Raw genomic sequence first — 20523 nt, 5'->3', positions numbered from 1 at the left:
AAAGTCGAACTTTTCAACAGCTTTAATAAGACCCATATTCCCTTCCTGAATAAGATCTAAGAATAGCATCCCACGACCAACATAACGTTTTGCAATACTGACTACGAGACGTAAGTTTGCTTCAGCTAATTTATTTTTCGCCTCTAAGTCTCCCGCTTCAATACGCTTAGCGAGTTCGACTTCTTCTTGAGCCGTTAATAAATCTACGCGTCCGATTTCTTTTAAATACATACGTACTGGATCGTTAATTTTAATACCGACCGGTGCAGACATATCACGTACGTCTAATTTATCATCTTTATCTTCAGCGTCTTTTTCGTTAACAAGTTCAATCTCTGCAGTATGAATTTGCTCAAAAAATTCATCCATTGCATCAGAGTCTAAGTCAAAATTTTGTAACTTATCGGCAATTTCTTCGTGAGATAACTCACCTTCTTGTTTTCCCTTTTCTAATAGGAACTGTTTTACAGACTCAATATTCGTCATATCTAGTTCATTTTCATCTAATGATAGCGTCTTTTTAACAGACATTGAAATCCCCCTAATTTATTTTGACTTTGGAAATTTTTGGAGTTCTATTAATTGATTAAAGAGTTCTAACGCTCGCTCATCATCTCCAATGAGTTCAGCTTGCTCAATTTCTTTGATCAGATTATTTTTCTTCCCACTACTTGAACTTATACCACAAATCGCCTGTACATAATCATTTAATTCTTGCTCTTCTAAGACAGGTAAATCAGTCGCGATAATGTTTTCTAAGCAAGTGATTAATTCGGGTTCAATATAAGATAAAAACATCTGTTTATCAAATGTATCGAATTCGCTAAAATATTCCAGTAATTTATATATTATATCATAATACCCACTTGTTTGAAATAAATCTAACTTAAAATTAGAGTTGAAATACTGCATTCTCTGTTTACTGTTGATTAATGTATGCATAATGTGTTTCTCTTTAAATTCACGAGACGTTACACGTGTTACTTTTGGACTATTAAAGTTTTGCTTATTGTTTTGTCGACGCTCTTTATTAGGTAATTGTCGATGGATAAGTTCTTCCTCTACTTCATAAAGTTCAGAAATCTGTTTAACAAGTCGACTTTTTTCCACCTCATTATCGATATATTTTAATAGTTGAATCGAATGATTTAAGTACTCAGAAAACTTTAAGTCATTTCGTTTTGAATGTTTAAGTTTTTCTTTCGCATCATAAATAATAAAGTGTTCTCTAGTTTCATAAATATATTTCTCAAATGATTCTTCGCCGTGTTTTTCTATAAACTCATCCGGGTCCATACCAGTTTGTAGTGGTATGACATATGGATTACCTTTTTGTTCGAGTATCTTTTCTCCAACTGATCGTGTTGCATTTTTACCCGCCTCGTCTCCGTCGAACATTAAAGTAATATTTTTAGAGACTCGCTTTAAAATTTCAATTTGCTTTAAAGACACACTCGTACCCATCGTTGCCACGACGTTTTTTATAGACGTATTTTTTACTTTTAATACATCCATATGTCCTTCCATTAAAATAACTTCTTTTTCATCTTGGATTACTTTATAAGCGTCAGATAAATTAAAAATAATCGAGCTTTTATGGAAGATGTCTGTTTCAGGTGAGTTTAAATATTTCGGTGTATCATCACCTAACGCTCGTGCTGTAAAAGCGACATATTTACCTTTATGATTTTTAATCGGTATCATAATACGGTTTCTAAATCGGTCAAAGTACTCGAACGTCTCTTCGTTTCGTGCAACGAGACCAGCTTGGTACATCATCTCTTTAGAGAACTTTAGATTTTCTAATAGCTGAATAGCACTATCTTTTATATTTGGAGCAAAACCGATCTTTTCCTTTTTGATTTGTTCGAGTGTAAAACCTCTCTTTAATAAATAGTTCAGTGCTTCTTTCCCTTCAGCAGTTGACACTAAAATATTATGATAGTTATCTACCATAATCTCATGCATTTTAATGAGTTGAAGCTCTTTTGAATTCACATTCGTTTGTTTATGTTTAACTTTAATACCCGAACGCTCGCCAAGAGATTGTAATGCTTCATTGAAGGGAAGATTTTCCATCTCCATATAAAAATCAATTACTGATCCATTTGCTCTACAACCGAAGCAATAATAACTTCCCGTATCTTTATAAACGTTAAAAGAAGGTGTTTTTTCGTTATGAAATGGACAAAGCCCAACGTAGTTATTACCTCTTTTTTCTAAATCAACATATTCTGAAATGAGATTTACAATGTCAGTAGATTCTTTTACTTGATCCACTACAGATTTTTCTGCCATTCAATACACCTCTATAAATTCATAATTCTAATAATCTCACTCGCGGTTTCTTCTATCGCTTTATTTGTAACATTGATTGTACAGCAACCAATTTTTTTAACTGTTTGATGGAAATACTCGAGTTCCGCTTCGATTCTTTCGTTTTGCCCGTATTTAGCATTTTCAAGTAAACCAAGTTGCTCGAGTCGTCTTTTTCGGATTTCAAACAGTGAAGATGGATCAATTTCTAAACCGATACATTTATTAGGGTCGATTTCAAATAGTTGTTCTGGTAATTCGACTTCTGGGACAAGTGCAATATTAACAACTTTATATCCCCTATATGCTAAAAACTGTGAAAGTGGTGTTTTAGATGTTCTCGAAACACCAATTAATACGATATCTGCATATTTTAAACCAGATGGGTCTCTACCATCGTCATAACGTACTGCGAATTCAATCGCTTCTATCTTTTTGAAATAGTCCGCGTCGAGTTTATGGACACGACCAGGTTCATATAACGGTCCATCCTCTAGTTTTTCTTTCAGCATATCCATAACGGGTGTCATAACGTCTACAAATGGAATATTGAGTTGTGTTAGTTTCTCTACAATATACTTTGAAAGCTCTGGTTTAATGAATGTGAAAATTACAACGACATTATCTAATTTAATCGATTGAATGAAATTATCGATATCCTTTATATCTGTTAAATGCGCATATCTTTTTAAATTAGTTTCTTCTACTACAACATCAAACTGAGATAGTGCTGCTCGTGCAACTACTTCTCCAGTTTCACCAATAGAATCTGATGCAATGACTATTTTTAAATTTTTCACGTATGATCATTCCTTTATAAAACGATAGATATATGTGTGATTGATACGTTTTGTTGCATTGTGAATACTTTAATTATATAATATATGTGACAGCGAGTTAAGAGTAGTGAAAGCTTAACGCATAAATTGGCATATAAAAGTAAATAACGAAATGAAGTAATTTTAAATTATAAATAAGGGTGGAACCGCGAGTATATACTCGCCCCTGGGTAACATTTTTTTGTTATCCAGTTTTTTTATGTAAAAGGAGAATGAAAATGTCAGAAGAAAAAAAGTACTCAATGGAAGAAATTGTAAACTTCGCGAAAACGAGAGGTTTTGTGTTCCCTGGTTCTGAAATCTATGGTGGTCTTGCGAACACTTGGGATTACGGTCCACTTGGAATCGAATTAAAAAACAACGTCAAACAACAATGGTGGAAAAAATTCATTCAAGAATCTCCATATAACGTTGGAATCGATGCATCTATTTTAATGAACCCTAAAGTATGGGAAGCATCAGGTCACTTAGAAAACTTTAACGACCCGATGATCGACTGTAAAGCATGTAAAGCACGTCTTCGTGCAGATAAGCTGATTGAAGAACATATGCATAAAACAGACGATAGCTTTGTTGCTGATGGTATGGAATTCGATGAGATGAGTAAACTCATTGACGATGAAGGTATTAACTGTCCAGTGTGTGGTGCACATGACTTTACTGAAATTCGTCAATTTAACTTAATGTTTAAAACGAGCCAAGGGGTAACAGAAGATTCTTCTACAGATATTTTCTTACGTCCTGAAACAGCTCAAGGAATTTTCGTTAACTTTAGAAATGTACAACGTTCGATGCGTAAAAAATTACCATTTGGTATCGGTCAAATTGGTAAATCATTCCGTAACGAAATTACTCCAGGTAACTTTACGTTCCGTACGCGTGAATTCGACCAAATGGAATTACAGTTCTTCTGTAAACCAGGTACTGAATTAAAGTGGTTTGATTACTGGAGAGATTTTGCTGAGACTTGGTTAAAAGACTTAGATATTGATATGGATAAAATTAGAATTCGTGCACACGATGAAGATGAGTTATCACACTACTCTAACTCTACAGTTGACTTTGAGTACTTATTCCCATTCGGCTGGGGAGAGTTATGGGGTATCGCATCTCGTACAGACTTCGACTTATCTAAACATATGGAGTTCTCTGGTGTTGATTTTAAATACCATGATCCAGAAACGAACGAAAAATACGTACCATTTGTTATCGAGCCGTCACTCGGTTTAGACCGTATGACACTTGCATTTTTAGTCGATGCATATGAAGTTGAAGACTTAGGTGAAGGTCAAGAGCGTAACGTCTTAAAGTTACACCATAAGCTTGCACCTTTTAAAGCAGCAGTTTTACCACTATCTAAAAAGTTAAGTGAAGATGCAATGAAAGTATACGAGCAACTTGCTCCTGACTTCAACATCGAATTTGATGAAAGTCAATCTATCGGTAAACGTTACCGTCGTCAAGACGAAATCGGTACACCGTATTGTATTACATTTGACTTCGACTCTGTTGAAGACAATAAAGTAACAGTACGTGACAGAGATACGATGGAACAAGAACGTATCGCTATCGCTGACTTAAATGACTACTTAAAAGATAAAATGAAATAATAATAAAGCAGTGACGTAAATAATTTACGACACTGCTTTTATATTTGAAGTAACTTTCTCGTTTTAAAAAATTCTCCGGTATATTCTTGAAACAACATATCGACAAATTTAAAAAGCTTCTTTCCGTCTTCTTCATCGATATTGATAGAGTTTAAATGTTCGACTTGAACGTGCTTTAAAAATGCTGCTAAATAGATTGAGCGGCTACTCACATATACTGAGCGCTCTAAATGTTCTTCATCATAATGATCATTACATATGACTCCGTGGTATTTAAACGAATATCGGTTCATATTTTCATAACTATAACTGCCACATAATACACATTTGTCAACATTTAATAGTGCACCGTACATTGGAAATAGTTTTATAATGACAAAACTTAACACCGAATATTTTTCATTTTTTTCATCGAGTAGTTTAAACGCTTGATGCATTAGTCGGTATAACGACGGATCAGCGACTTCTTCATCGGTTACTCGACTAATGAGTTCAACGATATAACTCGCTATCGTATACGTGTCAAAATCACTATTAATGTTGTTGTAACTATCGATAATATCAATTTCTGTTAACGTGCCCATACCTCGATGTCTTGAATACGTAAATAACGTATGTTTATATCCTTGTTTTAAACTATTAAACGGACTTCTTGGCTTGTTAAATCCACGTGCCATTAACGGTACAAGTGCACCATGCTCACTGAGTACTGTGATAATTTTACTCGATTCACTGTAATTCGTTTGTCGAATCATGAATCCTTTATTTTGGTGGATCAAACTATCACCTAATATTCTTCATCTTTATAGCCTAAACTTCTAATAAATTGAGGTTTGTTTCTCCAGTCTTTTTGGACTTTTACCCATAATTCTAAATACACTTTATCTCCAAGTAATGCTTCGATATCTTTACGTGCAAGCGTTCCAACACGCTTTAGCATCTTGCCACCTTTACCGATGACCATTCCTTTTTGAGAATCACGTTCGACGTATATCGTCGCTTCAACTTTTACTTTTTCACCGTCATTTTCTCGCTTCATCTTCGTCACTTCGACTCCAATTGAATGTGGAATTTCTTGATCAGTTAAAAGTAAAATCTTTTCACGAATTAACTCTGAAACGATAAAGTGCTCTGGATGATCCGTAATTCTGTCTTTTGGATAATACATTGGTCCTTCTTCAAGATGAGTTTCGATAACATCTAATAATTGACCAGTATTTGTACCTTGTAACGCACTGATTGGTACGACATCACTAAATTCAAAATCAGTCGTATATCGTTTAATAATTTCTGGCAACTCATCTGGGTGAATTAAATCGATCTTATTGATGACTAAAATAACAGGTGTATCTGTATCTCTAATCATATTCATGACGAATTCGTCCCCAGGACCTTTTTTCTCAGTTGCATTTACGACGAATAAAATAACTTCTGTTTCACGTAGCGTTCGTTTAGCAACGCGCATCATATGTTCACCGAGTTGATGTTTTGGTTTATGAATTCCAGGTGTGTCGATAAAAATCATTTGTGCTGTTTCTGTCGTATACACACCTTGAATTTTATTTCTCGTCGTTTGTGGTTTATCACTCATAATCGCGACTTTTTGACCGAGTACGTGATTCATAAATGTCGATTTACCGACGTTTGGTCTCCCGACGATCGTAATAAAACCAGATTTAAAAGTTGACATTAATCCATATCCCTTCCGCTAAATCCTAATGGTAACAATTCATCGACTGTCTTTTTAATACAGCGCTTATCTTTACTTAGCATATAGACCGGCATATCATCATGAGTCAGTTCTTTTAACACTTGACGACAAACACCACATGGACTCGCTGGATCTTTAGCATCTGTAATTACGACACATGCTTTAAACTTTGTAATCCCTCTTGCATATGCAGAAACGAGTGCCGTACGTTCTGCGCAAATTGTCGCTGGATATGATGCGTTTTCGATGTTTGCACCGTACACATATTCATCGTCTTCAGTAATAAGTAACGCACCAACGTTAAATTCAGAATACGGTGTATAAGCGTTTTGTTGTGCTTTAATTACTTCATCGTACCATTCATCTTTAAAAATCCCATCATCAATAATTGCCATTTATAACACTCCTATCAATTTTAATAACTTTGGTAGTAATATGATTACACCAATTAAGGCTGCGTAAATACTCGAAAGTAATACTGCAAAACTTGCGATATCTTTTGCATATTTTGCATGTTGTTCAAAATCACTCGTTACGAGGTCAACGACCTCTTCGATTGCTGTATTTAAAGCCTCTGTAAGCAGCACTAAAAATATTGCACTAAGTATAAAGAGACATTCCGTCATATTAATCGATAAAAAATATGAAACGATGATGACAAACAATGCACTGACTAAATGTAAGACGTAATGAGAGTCTTTTGTAACGAGTCGTAGAAATCCAGCAAATGGATATTTAAACCGCTTCATGTTAATCTCTCGAGATTCCAAATTCATCTAATATTTCTTTTTGAAGACCGAACATTTCTTTTTCATCTGCTTCAGTCATGTGATCATATCCAAGTAAATGTAAAAATCCGTGTAAAGATAAAAACATTAATTCACGTTTATATGAGTGACCGTATTCTTCTGCTTGTTCTTTCGCACGATTTGTATTAATAATAATATCTCCAAGAGTTACTGGCATTCCTGGAATTTCTATATCATCACTTTCATCGTCTAAAAAGGCAAACGAAATCACGTCTGTCACTTCGTCTTTATTTCGATAATCTCTGTTAATTTCTTTTATTTCATCTTCTGAAACAAATGATATAGATACTTCAGCTTCTTCACTTTGTTTTAAAAACTCATATGAATAATTAAGTAGTGATTCTATATCTTCTTTTTCTAAATCTGATGAATAATTATCATCGTCCAAAAAATCAATCATTAACATTTAAATCACCTGCTTCATATGCGCGAATTATTCTTGATACAAGTGGGTGTCTCACAACGTCTTGATCTGTAAAGTGATTAATTTGAACGCCACGTACATTTCTTAATCGTTCTACACTCTCAATTAAGCCACTTCTCGTTTTACTCGGTAAGTCAATTTGTGTTTCGTCGCCTGTGACGACCATTTTAGAGCCGAATCCGAGACGTGTTAAAAACATCTTCATCTGCATCGAAGTTGTATTTTGTGCTTCATCTAATATGATAAATGCGTCATTTAGCGTACGCCCTCTCATATATGCAAGAGGAGCCACTTCAATAATACCACGTTCGATAAGTCGATCCGTATGTTCTTGACCTAAAATTGCATGTAGGCCGTCATATAACGGACGTAAATACGGGTCCACTTTTTCTTTTAAATCACCAGGTAAAAATCCTAGGTTTTCTCCTGCTTCGACTGCTGGTCTTGTTAATACGATTCTTTTAATATCATTATCTTTTAACATTTGGCACGCGATAACTACAGCTAAAAATGTTTTACCTGTACCTGCTGGTCCGATTCCAAAAGTTAAGTCGTTGTTTTTAATATGATTGACGTATATTTGTTGACCAGTTGTTTTTGCTCGAACTGGTTTACCTCTATAGTCTTTTGCGATCTCTTCTTTGTATAGATCTTCTAAATATTCTAACGTGTCTTTTTCTGCCATTTGAATTGCAGATTGTAAGTCACGTAAAGTTACTTGATGTCCTTGTTGTTTTACGCGAAGTAACGACGTTAAAATATTATAGATTTTTACTTCTGTTTCTTCATTATCACTTTTAATTTTAACTTCATGTCCATTTGAACGAATCTCAGCGTCATATTCATCTTCTAAAACTCGAATATGGGAATCGTTTACCCCTAAAATTTGTTGTGCGTCGTCCAAATTATCAAAATGTATCACTTTTGGCATGTACTAACCCTCTCTGTTTTGAAGTATAACTATTTTTTAGATTACCTAAAATATACCATAAATAGTGATATAACTATAGTCACGAACACTACATGGATGATTTCTAATATCCCAAGTTGCTTTGGTTTCCATCCTCTCCCGTAGACATAAACCGCTCTTATAAAACCAAATGTAAATGCGATACCGACTACCGGATGGTAAATAAAACCAGCTACCATAGTTATAAAATGATAAATAAATGACGCCCATTTATAAGTCGGATTGTTTTTCTCACGAATGACTGTTTTAACAACGAGTGCTGATCCAATGAAATATAGTGTCGATACAATCATCACAAAGTATAGATTAAACGTCATTGAATGAGTGTTTAAAAATCCTGTTGCTCCACCGGCTAAACTGAAAATGATAATTGCTGCTATATTATTCAGCATATTTCTTTCATCGCGTGTGTAGGAAAAATAAGCATTCAATATACCGAATGGAATCATACATAGGAAAAAGAAAATGACTCTATAATCAGTAACAATCGGATAAATTAGAATTAGAAGCGATAGACTCGTAAAAAGAAGCGCACTATTTAAAACTTCATATTCTTTACGTTTAATTCTTTTAAAAAAATAAAGTATATGATCAGCTGCAAAAAATATGAACAACCATCCGATAATGAAAAACAATTGAGAAACATGGAATCCTCCTGCAACTATTCCTAATATCGGAGGCATAAAAACCATCGCCCATGCACCGTGCTGGTTTTGCTTTTTAAATTTAAACTCCATTACTCACACCTCTCCTCCATTATACAATGAATACTCATGTAAACAAAAAAGAGCTAGGTAATTACCTAACTCTTCTCATCTTACTTTTCGGCGGACCGAGAATCTCTTTCATCACGATACCGTTAACGACTGCTTCTTTATCGAATGATAACTTTTTATTGTACGGACTATCGTCAAAGATAACTTGTTTTACTTCATCAGTTCCATTCGTGAGAACTGATTTTTCTTTATTTTTTTGTAGCTCTGCGACTCTCTTTTTCGCTTCATCCGCTTGACGCTGTCTTTCTTTGAGTCGTTCTTTTTCACGTTTATATTTGTCCTCAACGGCCTTTTTAGAAGTTTTGTCTAACTTAGGTTTTCCTTGTTGTGTTGTCGTCTCTTGCTTTAAGTCCGTAAATTCTTTTTTTAAACGTTTAAACTCGTCCACCGCTTCAGTTTTTGATTTTTGATATTTTTCATTTAGTTTATCAAAATCAATATTTCTTGGATTCTTAGATTGCTTTTCCTTTTCTTTAGCATCATTGAGATATGATATTATCCCACCAATAGCAAAAATTATTAATGGTACGAGTAACTCCATATTATCACTTACTCTTCTTCATTATATTTCGTTGGATCTGTCATCTTGTTAATAGAATCTCTCATTTTTGTGTCTGCTTCGATGTTCTTTAAATCGTAGTATTCACTTACAGTGATACGGCCTTCCTCTAAAGCTTTTGCAAATGCAAGTGGTACTCTAGATTCAGATTCTACTACTTTCGCGTGCATCTCTTGAACACGTGCTTTCATTTCTTGCTCTTCTGCTACTGCCATTGCACGGCGCTCTTCAGCTTTTGCTTGAGCGATATTTTTATCTGCCACAGCTTGTTCAGTTTGAAGGTCTGCACCGATGTTTTTACCGATATCTACGTCAGCGATATCGATCGATAGAATTTCAAACGCAGTTCCTGAGTCTAGTCCTTTTTCAAGTACAGTTTTTGAGATTAAATCTGGGTTTTCTAATACAACTGTGTGATGCTTTGAAGAACCGATTGTCGATACGATACCTTCACCAACACGTGCTACAATTGTTTCTTCACCGGCACCACCGACGAGACGGTCGATGTTGGCACGTACTGTAATACGCGCTTTCGCTTTTACTTCGATACCATTCATTGCAACACCGGCAATAAATGGCGTTTCGATAACTTTCGGGTTAACTGACATTTGAACTGCTTCTAAAACGTCACGGCCTGCTAAGTCAATTGCTGCACAGCGTTCAAACGTTAAGTTAATATCTGCACGTTGTGCCGCAATTAATGCATCAATTACTCTGTCTACGTTACCACCAGCTAAGTAGTGTGATTCTAATTGGTTTGTCGTTACGTCAATACCAGCTTTACGTGCTTTAATTAACGGTTCTACAACACGTTTTGGTTTAACTTTTCTTAAACGCATACCAATTAACGTAAATATACCAATCTTAACTCCAGCAGCTAATGCTGAAATCCATAATCCTACTGGAACAAAAGATAAAATAAACATTACCGCTATAAAAATAACGACAACGAATAATATAAGTGAGATTAAACCACCTGTCATTAATTATCCACCTCTTCATTTTTTATCGGTCTAACAACAATTCGAGTACCTTCAACGAAGATCACTTTTACTTTAACGTCTCTTTCTATAAAAGTTCCCTCTGCTACCGCATCAATTCTATTATCATCGATTATTACTGTTCCAGAAGGTCTTAATGGTACTGCAGTCACTCCTACTTTTCCAAGTAGATAAGAACGGTCATCAAATGAAGTATAACCACTTTCGCTGTCTGTCGCGTCTGTCAAGACAAAACGCTTCCATAATGGGACTCTCTTCTTTTTCATTTTGACTAAAACACCTACCTCTATCGCAACTAAAATGATAATGAGAAATACGATAACACTATAAAGCATTGGGTCATTCGTTATAAATATAATACTTATAAAGAGTAAAATCGTTCCGATGACGCCGAGTACTAATCCGAAGATAAAAAACTCTAAAACGATTAGTGCAGACGCAACTAATAGTAATAACAACGCAAACACACTCGACTCGTTTACGAGTATATGTCCGAGATAAAATGTGAAGATCGAAAATATACTCAGTACACCAACGAAATTAATTTTGTGTGAAAAGAGTTGATATGTAAGTCCTAGAAAGAACGTTAACAAAAGAATTGTTGAAACGACTGGACTCGATATAAAGTTAATAATATTTATCAATAACCCGTTCACGTTGAATTCCTCCATTTTATTATACATAACTCCATTAATTTTTTATATAAAAAAGGGGATGATTCTCATCATCCCTTTATTTATAATTCTGTTACTCGAGGGAGTTACACGAATTATCTAAATTTACGTTTACGTGCCGCTTCTGATTTTTTCTTACGTCTTACAGAAGGTTTTTCGTAATATTCTCTTTTACGTGCTTCTTTAATCGTACCGCTTTTAGAAACTGTACGCTTGAAACGACGTAACGCATCTTCGATAGATTCGTTTTTTCTTACTACTGTTTTAGTCATCGTGTTCCCCTCCCTCCGAAATAACACAAAGAGCAAATATTTAAGATATTAAAATAATATCTAGTGTATATTATATTATAAATTTAATAATATGGTCAAGGTGTTTTAATATTCTGAATTACTTTTTTCACCTAGAACAATTTTCACACCACTTGATGCACCAAGTCTTGTTGCACCTTTTTCAATCATTTGTAATGCGTCTTCTTTAGAGCGGATGCCTCCACTTGCTTTAACACCGAGTGCATCTCCAACTGTTGACTTCATTAGCGTAACGTCTTCTACTGATGCTCCTCTTCCGTTAAATCCTGTTGAAGTTTTAACGAAATCTGCACCTGCTTTTTTAGAAAGTTCACTCGCTGTTACGATCTCATCAGGAGTTAGTAACGCTGTTTCAATAATTACTTTAACAAGCGCTTCACCTTTAACATTTACGACTGCTTCTATGTCTTTTTGAACCGTTTCTAAATCTCCAGTTTTTAATGCGCCGATATTAATGACCATGTCAATTTCATCAGCACCATTACGAATCGCTTGAACCGTTTCAAACTGTTTAACTTCTGACGTCGTCGCTCCGAGTGGGAATCCAATAACTGTACAAACTTTCGTGTCGCTACCTTCAAGTAGAGACTTACATAGCTCAACGTGTGACGGATTCACACAGACGCTAAAGAAATTATATTGTTTTGCTTCTTCACATAATTTTTTAATATCGTCTGTTGTTGTATCTGGTTTTAATAATGTGTGATCGATATATCGTTCTATTTTCATTTAAATCCTACTTTCCATATGTGCAGCTTCACTTGTGTGCACATGTCTTTCTAAATAATCGTACTGTTTTACCATCGGTTTTTCGAGCACTTTAACGATTTCACCTTTTGATACTGGATAACCTGGCTCTGTCACTTTAACTTTAACGAGTTCACCAGTTAGGCTTTCATCTCCATCTACTGCTACTTTCATGTAATTATCCGCATGTCCAACGAGAATACCGTCTTCCATTTTTTCAGGAATAATTTCTAATACGTCATCTTTAAACTTCTCAGCATAGCTTAACGCAAGTGCGTCCGATAACTCGATGAGTTTTTTTACACGCGCTTCTTTCGTTTCATTATCGATTTGATCTTTCATACGTGCAGCTGGTGTTCCTGTACGTGTTGAGTACGGGAATACGTGTAATTCTGAGAAATGATGCTTTTTAATGAAATCATATGTTTCCATAAACTCTTCTTCTGTTTCACCAGGGAATCCAACGATAACATCTGACGTAATCGCAGCACCTGGCATCATTTCTTTAAGTCTTAAAATACGAGATTCATAAAAGTCCATCGTGTACTTACGTCTCATACGTTTTAAAACAGTATCTGATGCAGATTGAACAGGTATATGGAAGTGTCTTACAATTTTATTTGAATGATAAATAACTTCGAGTACTTCATCTGTTAATTGCGACGCTTCGATACTAGAGATTCTTAAGCGATTAAGACCTTCGACTTTTTCGAGATCTCTTAGTAACATCGCTAAGTTATAATCTTTTAAGTCTTCACCGTATCCACCAGTATGAATACCTGTTAAAATGATTTCTTTATAACCCGCTTCAACAAGTTTTTCTGCTTGTTCAATTACCTTTTCAGGGTCTCTAGAGCGCATTAAACCACGTGCCCACGGAATAATACAAAATGTACAGAAGTTATTACACCCTTCTTGAATTTTTAATGTCGCACGTGTGCGGTCTGTAAAGTACGGTACGTCCATTTCTTCAAACGTACGTTTTTTCATAATATTTTGAACGCGGTTAATCGGTTGACGTTCTTCATGATACTGTTCGACATAGTCAATTAACTTATCGCGATTTTCTGTTCCGATAATTATATCAACACCAGGTATTGCCTCGATTTCTTTTGGTGCAGTCTGAGCATAACATCCAGATACTGCAATGACCGCATCTGGATTTTGACGAATCGCTCGACGAATCACTTGACGTGACTTTTTATCACCTGTATTTGTTACTGTACAAGTGTTCACAACGAAAACATCTGCATTATCTTCGAATTCAACGCGTGAATATCCTGCATCTTTAAAAATTTGCCACATCGCTTCAGTTTCGTAATGGTTTACTTTACAACCGAGCGTTGAAAAGGCAACTGTTTTTTCCATCTATATCAAATCTTTCTTTTAAAATAATCATCAGCTATTTTAACATAATGAAAAGTGCGCTTCAATAAACGTTAATTATATATGCTGTCGATCACCGATAACATATATAAAGGTGCGGTCTCTGCACGTAATATACGTTTCCCGAGTTGAACAATTGTAAAGTTATTATGTGACGCGACTTCACTCTCTGTAAATCCACCTTCAGGCCCAAAAATAATTGCGATATGATTATCTTCTTTATTTAAAGCAGATGCGAATTTTTTATTTTCTTGAAGTCGAACATCTTCATAAGCAATAAAGACGTTGTCATACTGTGAAAAGTCAATGGACTTTAGTTTACCTAGAAATTCAATCGTAGGAATCGTATTACGTTTTGACTGTTCGCTTGCCTCTGTTACTATTTTTTCAAAACGTATTTTACGTTTTTGTTTTTTCTTTTCATCAAGCTTCACAACTGAGCGATCTGCGTCATAAAAATAGAAATGTTCCGCACCGAGTTCGGTACTTTTTTGCAACATAAAATCGAGTTTATCTCCTTTTAAAATCGGAGCATATACACTCACTTTAATGTTGCTCTCTACACTTTGAATCGTAGAAATCACTTCTATTTTAAACGGGGTGTCTTCAATTATTTTCACGATAAAGACACCCTTGTTTTTGTCCACAACTTCTATTTTGTCACCAATAGACATACGCATCACATTAAAAATGTGATGCGTATCTATATTTAAGTCTGTATAAATTTCGTTTTCTTGTAAAACAGTATCTACAAAATATCTTTGCATAGCACTTATCCTTTTTTAGATAGTATACTCACCCATCCATCGTCTTCTAAAACTTCGATTATACTAAATCCAGCATCCTTTAATTGTGAAAGAATATCTTCTTTTTTCTCTACAATAATACCACTTGAGATAAAGTAACCGCCATCGTTTAATACTCGATAAGAATCTGTAATCATATCCTCAATAACATGAGCTAATATATTCGCAACGACTATATCATAATTTTTTGTTTCATTTTTTAATAAGTCCGCTGCTCTTAAGTCGACAGGTTTAGTGTCATTTAAATTAAAGTTTTCTTCAGCAACTGTTAATGATAACGTGTCGATATCTGTTGCTGTTAAGTCTCTCGCGCCCATTAAATACGCGCCGATTGTTAGAATCCCAGACCCTGTACCAACATCAATCACTTTATGTTCTGGTCGAATGATTTTTTCGATAAACGTTAAACACATCGACGTCGTCGGATGGTCTCCTGTACCAAATGCCATTCCTGGATCAAGCTTAATTAAACGGTCATTAGCGTCATATTCATAATCATCCATTTCCCATGACGGAACGATGACAAATGACTCTGACACTCTAAAACTATGGAAATACTTCTTCCATTCATTTTCCCAATCCGCTTCTTCTACAGTATCCACTGTAACTTCAATCTCGTCACGATTAATGATTGCTTCATTTTCAGAAATGAACTGATTAATAAGGTTCAGCTTTTCATCAAGATTTTCCGTCTCATCGTAATATACTGAAATACGAATATCTGACTCTGGATAATCACTTTCGTTTAAACGGAATTTATGTTCGAAATCATCGATATTACTTTTCATTAAATCAACTGAATAATCGACAGAAATACCATTAGAAATATCTGTTAAAAATAGAGATAGTGGTGCTTCATTTTCAATCTGTGAGTGTAACGAAATTTTATACCACTTCATAATTAGTCCCCTTTAAAGAATCGACGTGCTTTATCTGTAAATGATTCTTGCGATCCTTTTACTTGATTACCGTTTAGTTCGGCCAGTCTTCTAAATAATTCTTTTTCTTCTTCTGAAAGTTTCGTCGGTGTCTCTACTCGAATTGTAACGATTTGGTCACCAAAACCAAATCCATTGACGTTTTTAACACCTTTTTCTCTAAGACGTAATTTACGTCCAGACTGAGTGCCTGCTTTCACGTCGATTTCAACTGGTCCGTGTAATGTCGGTACTTTTACTTGGTCACCAAGCGCTGCTTGTGAGAACGTAATAGATAATTCATAGTGAATATCGTCACCATCACGTACGAACTCTTTGTCTGGTTTCACTCTAAATGCGATATAAAGGTCACCCGCTGGTCCACCGTTATATCCAGGTTCACCATATCCTTGAAGACGTACTTGTTGTCCGTTATCAATACCTTCAGGAATAGTCACTTCGATTTCAACATCTTTTTGTATTGTTCCTTTTCCGTGACACTTATCACATGGATGTTCGATTTCTTGACCTGTTCCTCCACATGTTGGACATGTACGTTGTGTTCTAATTTTACCGAATGGTGTATTTTGTTCTACATTGACGTTACCTGTTCCTGAACACGTTGAACATGTCTTTTTAGACGTTCCGGCTTTTGCTCCGCTTCCATCACAATGATCACATTCAACTTCTTTTGTGATTGTGACAGTCTTTTTACCTCCGAAAACCGCTTCTCTAAAGTCGATTGTCATCGTATATTGTAAATCGTCACCTTGGCGTGGTGCATTTGGGTCTTGACGACGGCTTCCACCGAAGAAACTTGAGAATATATCTTCAAATCCTCCAAATCCACTTCCACCGAAGTCATTAAATCCACCGCCGAATCCTCCAGTACCATCAAATGCACTATGTCCAAACTGATCATACTGACGACGTTTTTCATCGTCATATAGTACGTCGTATGCTTCTGTTACTTCTTTAAATTTTTCGTCTGCGCCTTCTTCTTTGTTAATATCTGGGTGATATTTCTTAGACAGTTTACGATATGCGCGCTTAATTTCTTCTTTTGTTGCGTCTTTGTTTACGCCTAATACGTCATAATAATCTTTTTTAGTAGCCAATTTTTCTCCTCCAACATACAAATATTACCATTTAAAAAAGTCAAAGCCAAATGCATTGGCTTTGACTTTAAGAGTCTATCTATATTACTTGTTGTCGTCTTCGTTAACTTCTTTAAAGTCCGCATCTACAACGTCATCATCTTGAGCTGGTTGACTAGCGTCACCTTGTTCTTGTTGCATTTCTTGGTAGATTCTCATAGAAACTGCTTGAAGTGCTTGTTCAAGTGCTTCTTTCTTAGATTTAATTTCATCTAAGTTATTCTCTTCAAGTGCTTTTTGTAATGCATCTTTCGCTTCGTTTACGCTCGTTTTTTCATCTTCAGTAACTTTGTCGCCAAACTCTTCTAAAGTTTTACCACTTTGGAATACGAGTTGGTCTGCTTCGTTTTTAAGATCTGCTTCTTCACGACGTTTTTTATCTGATTCTGCATTTTCTTCTGCTTCTTTGATCATGCGTTCGATATCTTCGTCTGAAAGATTTGAAGATGCTTCAATTTTAATGCTTTGCTCTTTACCAGTTCCTAAGTCTTTTGCAGACACGTTTACGATACCGTTTTTGTCGATATCAAACGTAACTTCGATTTGTGGTACTCCACGTGGTGCTGCTGGAATGTCTGTTAATTGGAAACGTCCAAGCGTTTTGTTGTCTGCAGCCATCTCACGCTCACCTTGTAGAACGTGGATATCTACTGCTGGTTGGTTATCTGCTGCTGTAGAGAACACTTGTGATTTACTAGTTGGGATTGTCGTATTTCTTTCAATTAAAATTGTGTTTACGCCACCCATTGTTTCAATACCAAGTGATAACGGTGTAACGTCGAGTAATACTACGTCTTTTACATCTCCAGATAATACTCCACCTTGGATTGCTGCACCCATTGCAACAACTTCGTCTGGGTTAACAGAGCGGTTGATTTCTTTACCTGTTTCTTTTTTGATTGCTTCTTGTACTGCTGGAATTCTCGTTGAACCACCGACTAAAATAACTTCGTCAAGATCTGAGAAACTTAAGCCAGCATCTTTAATTGCGTTACGTACAGGAATCATTGTTCTTTCAACTAAATCGTGTGTTAACTCATCAAATTTAGAACGCGTTAATGTCGTTTCTAAGTGTAATGGACCTGCTTCTCCTGCACTAATGAATGGTAGAGAAATTTGTGCTGATGAAACACCTGATAAGTCTTTTTTCGCTTTTTCAGCTGCATCTTTTAAGCGTTGCATCGCCATTTTATCTTGTGATAAATCAATGCCGTTGTCTTTTTTGAAGATGTCTACTAAGTAGTCGATGATTTTTTCGTCAAAGTCATCTCCACCTAGTTTGTTATCCCCACTCGTAGCTAGTACGTCGAACACACCGTCACCAAGTTCTAAAATAGAAACGTCGAACGTACCTCCACCTAGGTCAAATACGAGTACTTTTTCTTCCTCTTCTTCTTTGTCTAAACCATATGCTAACGCTGCAGCTGTTGGTTCGTTAATGATACGCTCTACTTCAAGACCAGCGATTGTACCTGCGTTTTTAGTCGCTTGACGTTGTGAGTCATTGAAGTATGCTGGAACTGTAATAACTGCATGTGTCACTTTTTCACCTAAATAGCTTTCTGCTGTTTCTTTTAAATCTTGTAAAATCATCGCAGAGATTTCTTCTGGTGTATATGATTTACCTGCAACTTCTACTTTATAGTCTGAACCCATGTGACGTTTAACACTCATCACTGTGTCAGGGTTAGTAATCGCTTGACGTTTTGCAACCTCACCAACTTGTCTTTCTCCATCTTTAAACGATACAACTGATGGTGTCGTTCTGTTACCTTCACGGTTAGCGATAACTTTCGCTTCTCCACCTTCTAATACTGAAACTACTGAGTTTGTAGTACCTAAGTCAATACCAATAATTTTAGCCATAATTAAAATTCCTCCATAAAATATCTATATTATATCTGTTAATATTATTCACTTACTTTGACCATGCTCGCTCGAATGACACGGTCTTTTAGTAAATACCCTTTTTGGAATTCTTCAATCACTACACCAGATTCAACACCGTCTTTTGCTTCCGTCATAATTGCTTGATGGAAATTCGGATCAAACGGTTCGTCTAATGCTTTGATTTGAGTAATTCCATTTGCTTCAAGTTTATTTAAAAAGTCGTTATAGACCATTTCAACACCCTTATGCAGTGATTCAAACGATTCAGAATCTCCTGTTTCTTGAAGCGCACGTTCTAAATTATCTAGCACCGATAATAGATCAGTCGCTAAACTTTGATTTTTATATTTGTTATTTCTTTCTGTTTCTTCTCTAGAACGTCTTTTAAAATTTTCAAATTCTGCATAAAGTTTTAAATATTTGTTTTCAGATTCATCCAGTTGTTCCTCTAACTGTTCTACTGGATTTTCTTCTACTTCTTCAACTTCTTCGATTTCTTCCAAATCTTCGTTCTTTTCTTCTGTAAGTTCTTCAGTTTCTTTTAGTTCTTCTTCTTGTATGTTTTCATTCTTCTTTTCCACGCACTAACTCTCCTTTTGATTAAATGCATGTAATAATGTGATTATTTTTTGATACCCCATAATTTCTGGGCCAATCACCATCAAGTTAGCCGTCACATCGTTATAAGTGACGTTTGTTGATACGATTGATAAAAGTTCATAGTTTTCATCGATTTCTTCACCAAAACGTACTTCAACTTCACGACTATGTGATCGTAATTGTGGAAGTTTTGCATGCTCAATGTCATTGTAAAGTTGAGTGAGCGTTTCTACATCAGTTTCAAAGTCTCTCAGTAAAAATCCGAGTCCTGAGTAAAACGATACTGTTTTCTCATCGCCTAGGTTCTCGATTTTTTCGGATAATTTTAATAAAAACTGCTGTAACAACGGATTGTTTTTAACGAGATGCGTTTTAACAATATTAATTGCTTCTTTAATAGAAGCATCAATAAGTAATACATTTAAGTCTCTCATTAACACATCTAAATCGTGCTGTTTTATATCTCGTGACTTTCGAATCGTCACTTGCTTTACCGCTTCACTATCTAACACGATGACTAAAAGCACAAGCGCGTCTGAAATCGATGTGAGGTAAACACCTTTAACTACTTCTTTTTCATCTGTTAATGTAACGTAAGTTAAATGTTGTGTTTTGTTGCTAAGTGTATGCGCAATACCTTGTCCTAAACGATTTAAATTCGACTCATTAAAATCAAATTTAAAGTCGATTTTAGCTGGCATACTTTCAATATCTCGTTGAATATCTTCGATGTACTTTCTAAGACCTTTTCTCGATGGAATTCGTCCCGATGAAGTATGTGCTTTAGAAAGATATCCAAGATTTTCTAACTCTGCCATTTCGTTACGAATTGTCGCACTAGAAACATCTAATGGATATTTCTCTAACAATCGCTTTGAACTAATCGGTACGCTCACATTTAAAAAATCATCTACAATAAAATGAAGAATGATCTCTTGACGTTTTGTAAGCATCCTTTCACCTCATTAGCACTCATCATCTCTTAGTGCTAATTCTATAATAATCAATAGGTCAAAGAAT

At 35.4% G+C, this 20523-nt stretch carries 23 protein-coding genes; 1 reads left to right on the top strand and 22 read right to left on the bottom strand.

Annotated features, from left to right (window positions below; translation table 11 throughout):
- The 3 genes from HMPREF3029_RS07285 to HMPREF3029_RS07275 all read right to left on the bottom strand — a co-directional run.
- The coding region (locus tag HMPREF3029_RS07285) for a sigma-70 factor domain-containing protein (protein WP_305778327.1) at positions 1–531 on the bottom strand (531 nt) is incomplete at its 3' end.
- Between the two features lie 15 nt (positions 532–546).
- On the bottom strand, positions 547–2298 hold the full coding sequence (gene dnaG / locus HMPREF3029_RS07280; RefSeq protein WP_070710279.1) for a DNA primase: 1752 nt from the start codon (positions 2296–2298) through the stop codon (positions 547–549).
- Positions 2299–2309: 11 nt separating this feature from the next.
- Complete coding sequence (locus HMPREF3029_RS07275; RefSeq protein WP_070710278.1) at positions 2310–3116, bottom strand: pyruvate, water dikinase regulatory protein; 807 nt, start codon at positions 3114–3116, stop codon at positions 2310–2312.
- A 257-nt stretch (positions 3117–3373) separates the two neighbouring features.
- Between HMPREF3029_RS07275 and HMPREF3029_RS07270 the strand changes: the two genes are divergently transcribed.
- Positions 3374–4765 (top strand): glycine--tRNA ligase, encoded by a 1392-nt coding sequence (locus HMPREF3029_RS07270; RefSeq protein WP_070710277.1) that lies wholly within the window; start codon positions 3374–3376, stop codon positions 4763–4765.
- Between the two features lie 38 nt (positions 4766–4803).
- Here the strand turns inward: HMPREF3029_RS07270 and recO are convergent, their stop codons facing one another.
- The 19 genes from recO to hrcA all read right to left on the bottom strand — a co-directional run bounded on the left by recO (position 4804) and on the right by hrcA (position 20456).
- Complete coding sequence (gene recO / locus HMPREF3029_RS07265; RefSeq protein WP_070710276.1) at positions 4804–5544, bottom strand: DNA repair protein RecO; 741 nt, start codon at positions 5542–5544, stop codon at positions 4804–4806.
- 8 nt (positions 5545–5552) lie between these two features.
- A complete protein-coding gene (era, locus tag HMPREF3029_RS07260) occupies positions 5553–6455 on the bottom strand; it encodes a GTPase Era (RefSeq protein WP_070710275.1) in 903 nt (300 codons plus the stop codon).
- Complete coding sequence (gene cdd, locus HMPREF3029_RS07255) at positions 6455–6871, bottom strand: cytidine deaminase (protein ID WP_040928377.1); 417 nt, start codon at positions 6869–6871, stop codon at positions 6455–6457. The genes era and cdd overlap by 1 nt, the downstream gene beginning before the upstream one ends.
- Positions 6872–7225: a diacylglycerol kinase family protein gene (locus HMPREF3029_RS07250; protein WP_070710274.1), complete on the bottom strand. Its 354-nt coding sequence runs from the start codon at positions 7223–7225 to the stop codon at positions 6872–6874.
- Between the two features lies 1 nt (position 7226).
- Positions 7227–7691, bottom strand: a complete 465-nt coding sequence (gene ybeY / locus HMPREF3029_RS07245; RefSeq protein WP_070710273.1) for an rRNA maturation RNase YbeY — start codon at positions 7689–7691, stop codon at positions 7227–7229.
- A complete protein-coding gene (locus HMPREF3029_RS07240) occupies positions 7678–8640 on the bottom strand; it encodes a PhoH family protein (RefSeq protein ID WP_070710272.1) in 963 nt (320 codons plus the stop codon). Before HMPREF3029_RS07240 ends, ybeY begins: the two co-directional genes overlap by 14 nt.
- 41 nt (positions 8641–8681) lie before the next feature.
- Positions 8682–9416, bottom strand: coding sequence for a YwiC-like family protein (locus tag HMPREF3029_RS07235; RefSeq protein WP_070710271.1), 735 nt, complete (start codon positions 9414–9416; stop codon positions 8682–8684).
- Between the two features lie 61 nt (positions 9417–9477).
- The gene (locus HMPREF3029_RS07230; RefSeq protein ID WP_070710270.1) at positions 9478–9996 is read right to left on the bottom strand and encodes a hypothetical protein; all 519 of its coding nucleotides are present in this window, start codon (positions 9994–9996) and stop codon (positions 9478–9480) included.
- 8 nt (positions 9997–10004) lie between these two features.
- Positions 10005–10997 carry a flotillin-like protein FloA gene (floA, locus tag HMPREF3029_RS07225; protein WP_070456415.1) on the bottom strand — a complete coding sequence of 331 codons (993 nt, stop codon included), beginning with the start codon at positions 10995–10997 and terminating at the stop codon, positions 10005–10007.
- Positions 10997–11671, bottom strand: coding sequence for an NfeD family protein (locus HMPREF3029_RS07220; RefSeq protein ID WP_168165520.1), 675 nt, complete (start codon positions 11669–11671; stop codon positions 10997–10999). Before HMPREF3029_RS07220 ends, floA begins: the two co-directional genes overlap by 1 nt.
- A 113-nt stretch (positions 11672–11784) precedes the next feature.
- Positions 11785–11961, bottom strand: coding sequence for a 30S ribosomal protein S21 (rpsU, locus tag HMPREF3029_RS07215; RefSeq protein WP_040928386.1), 177 nt, complete (start codon positions 11959–11961; stop codon positions 11785–11787).
- Between the two features lie 105 nt (positions 11962–12066).
- Positions 12067–12729, bottom strand: a complete 663-nt coding sequence (gene deoC / locus HMPREF3029_RS07210) for a deoxyribose-phosphate aldolase (protein WP_070456410.1) — start codon at positions 12727–12729, stop codon at positions 12067–12069.
- Positions 12730–14115, bottom strand: a complete 1386-nt coding sequence (mtaB, locus tag HMPREF3029_RS07205; protein WP_070622158.1) for a tRNA (N(6)-L-threonylcarbamoyladenosine(37)-C(2))-methylthiotransferase MtaB — start codon at positions 14113–14115, stop codon at positions 12730–12732.
- Positions 14116–14186: 71 nt separating this feature from the next.
- Positions 14187–14900 carry an RsmE family RNA methyltransferase gene (locus HMPREF3029_RS07200; RefSeq protein WP_070710268.1) on the bottom strand — a complete coding sequence of 238 codons (714 nt, stop codon included), beginning with the start codon at positions 14898–14900 and terminating at the stop codon, positions 14187–14189.
- A 5-nt stretch (positions 14901–14905) separates the two neighbouring features.
- Positions 14906–15838, bottom strand: a complete 933-nt coding sequence (gene prmA, locus HMPREF3029_RS07195; RefSeq protein ID WP_040928389.1) for a 50S ribosomal protein L11 methyltransferase — start codon at positions 15836–15838, stop codon at positions 14906–14908.
- Between the two features lie 2 nt (positions 15839–15840).
- Positions 15841–16974 (bottom strand): molecular chaperone DnaJ, encoded by a 1134-nt coding sequence (dnaJ, locus tag HMPREF3029_RS07190; protein ID WP_070456401.1) that lies wholly within the window; start codon positions 16972–16974, stop codon positions 15841–15843.
- Between the two features lie 84 nt (positions 16975–17058).
- Positions 17059–18879 carry a molecular chaperone DnaK gene (gene dnaK, locus HMPREF3029_RS07185; RefSeq protein ID WP_068128248.1) on the bottom strand — a complete coding sequence of 607 codons (1821 nt, stop codon included), beginning with the start codon at positions 18877–18879 and terminating at the stop codon, positions 17059–17061.
- A gap of 44 nt (positions 18880–18923) precedes the next feature.
- Positions 18924–19484, bottom strand: a complete 561-nt coding sequence (gene grpE, locus HMPREF3029_RS07180; protein ID WP_070622162.1) for a nucleotide exchange factor GrpE — start codon at positions 19482–19484, stop codon at positions 18924–18926.
- Positions 19485–19487: 3 nt separating this feature from the next.
- The gene (gene hrcA / locus HMPREF3029_RS07175; protein ID WP_070710267.1) at positions 19488–20456 is read right to left on the bottom strand and encodes a heat-inducible transcriptional repressor HrcA; all 969 of its coding nucleotides are present in this window, start codon (positions 20454–20456) and stop codon (positions 19488–19490) included.
- Between the last annotated feature and the right edge of the window lie 67 nt (positions 20457–20523).

Origin of the sequence: Nosocomiicoccus sp. HMSC059G07 (genome assembly GCF_001815515.1) — a bacterium.
Classification (GTDB): domain Bacteria; phylum Bacillota; class Bacilli; order Staphylococcales; family Salinicoccaceae; genus Nosocomiicoccus; species Nosocomiicoccus ampullae_A.
Note: the sequence above shows the minus strand (reverse complement) of the source record. Positions and strands in the feature narration are given on the sequence as shown.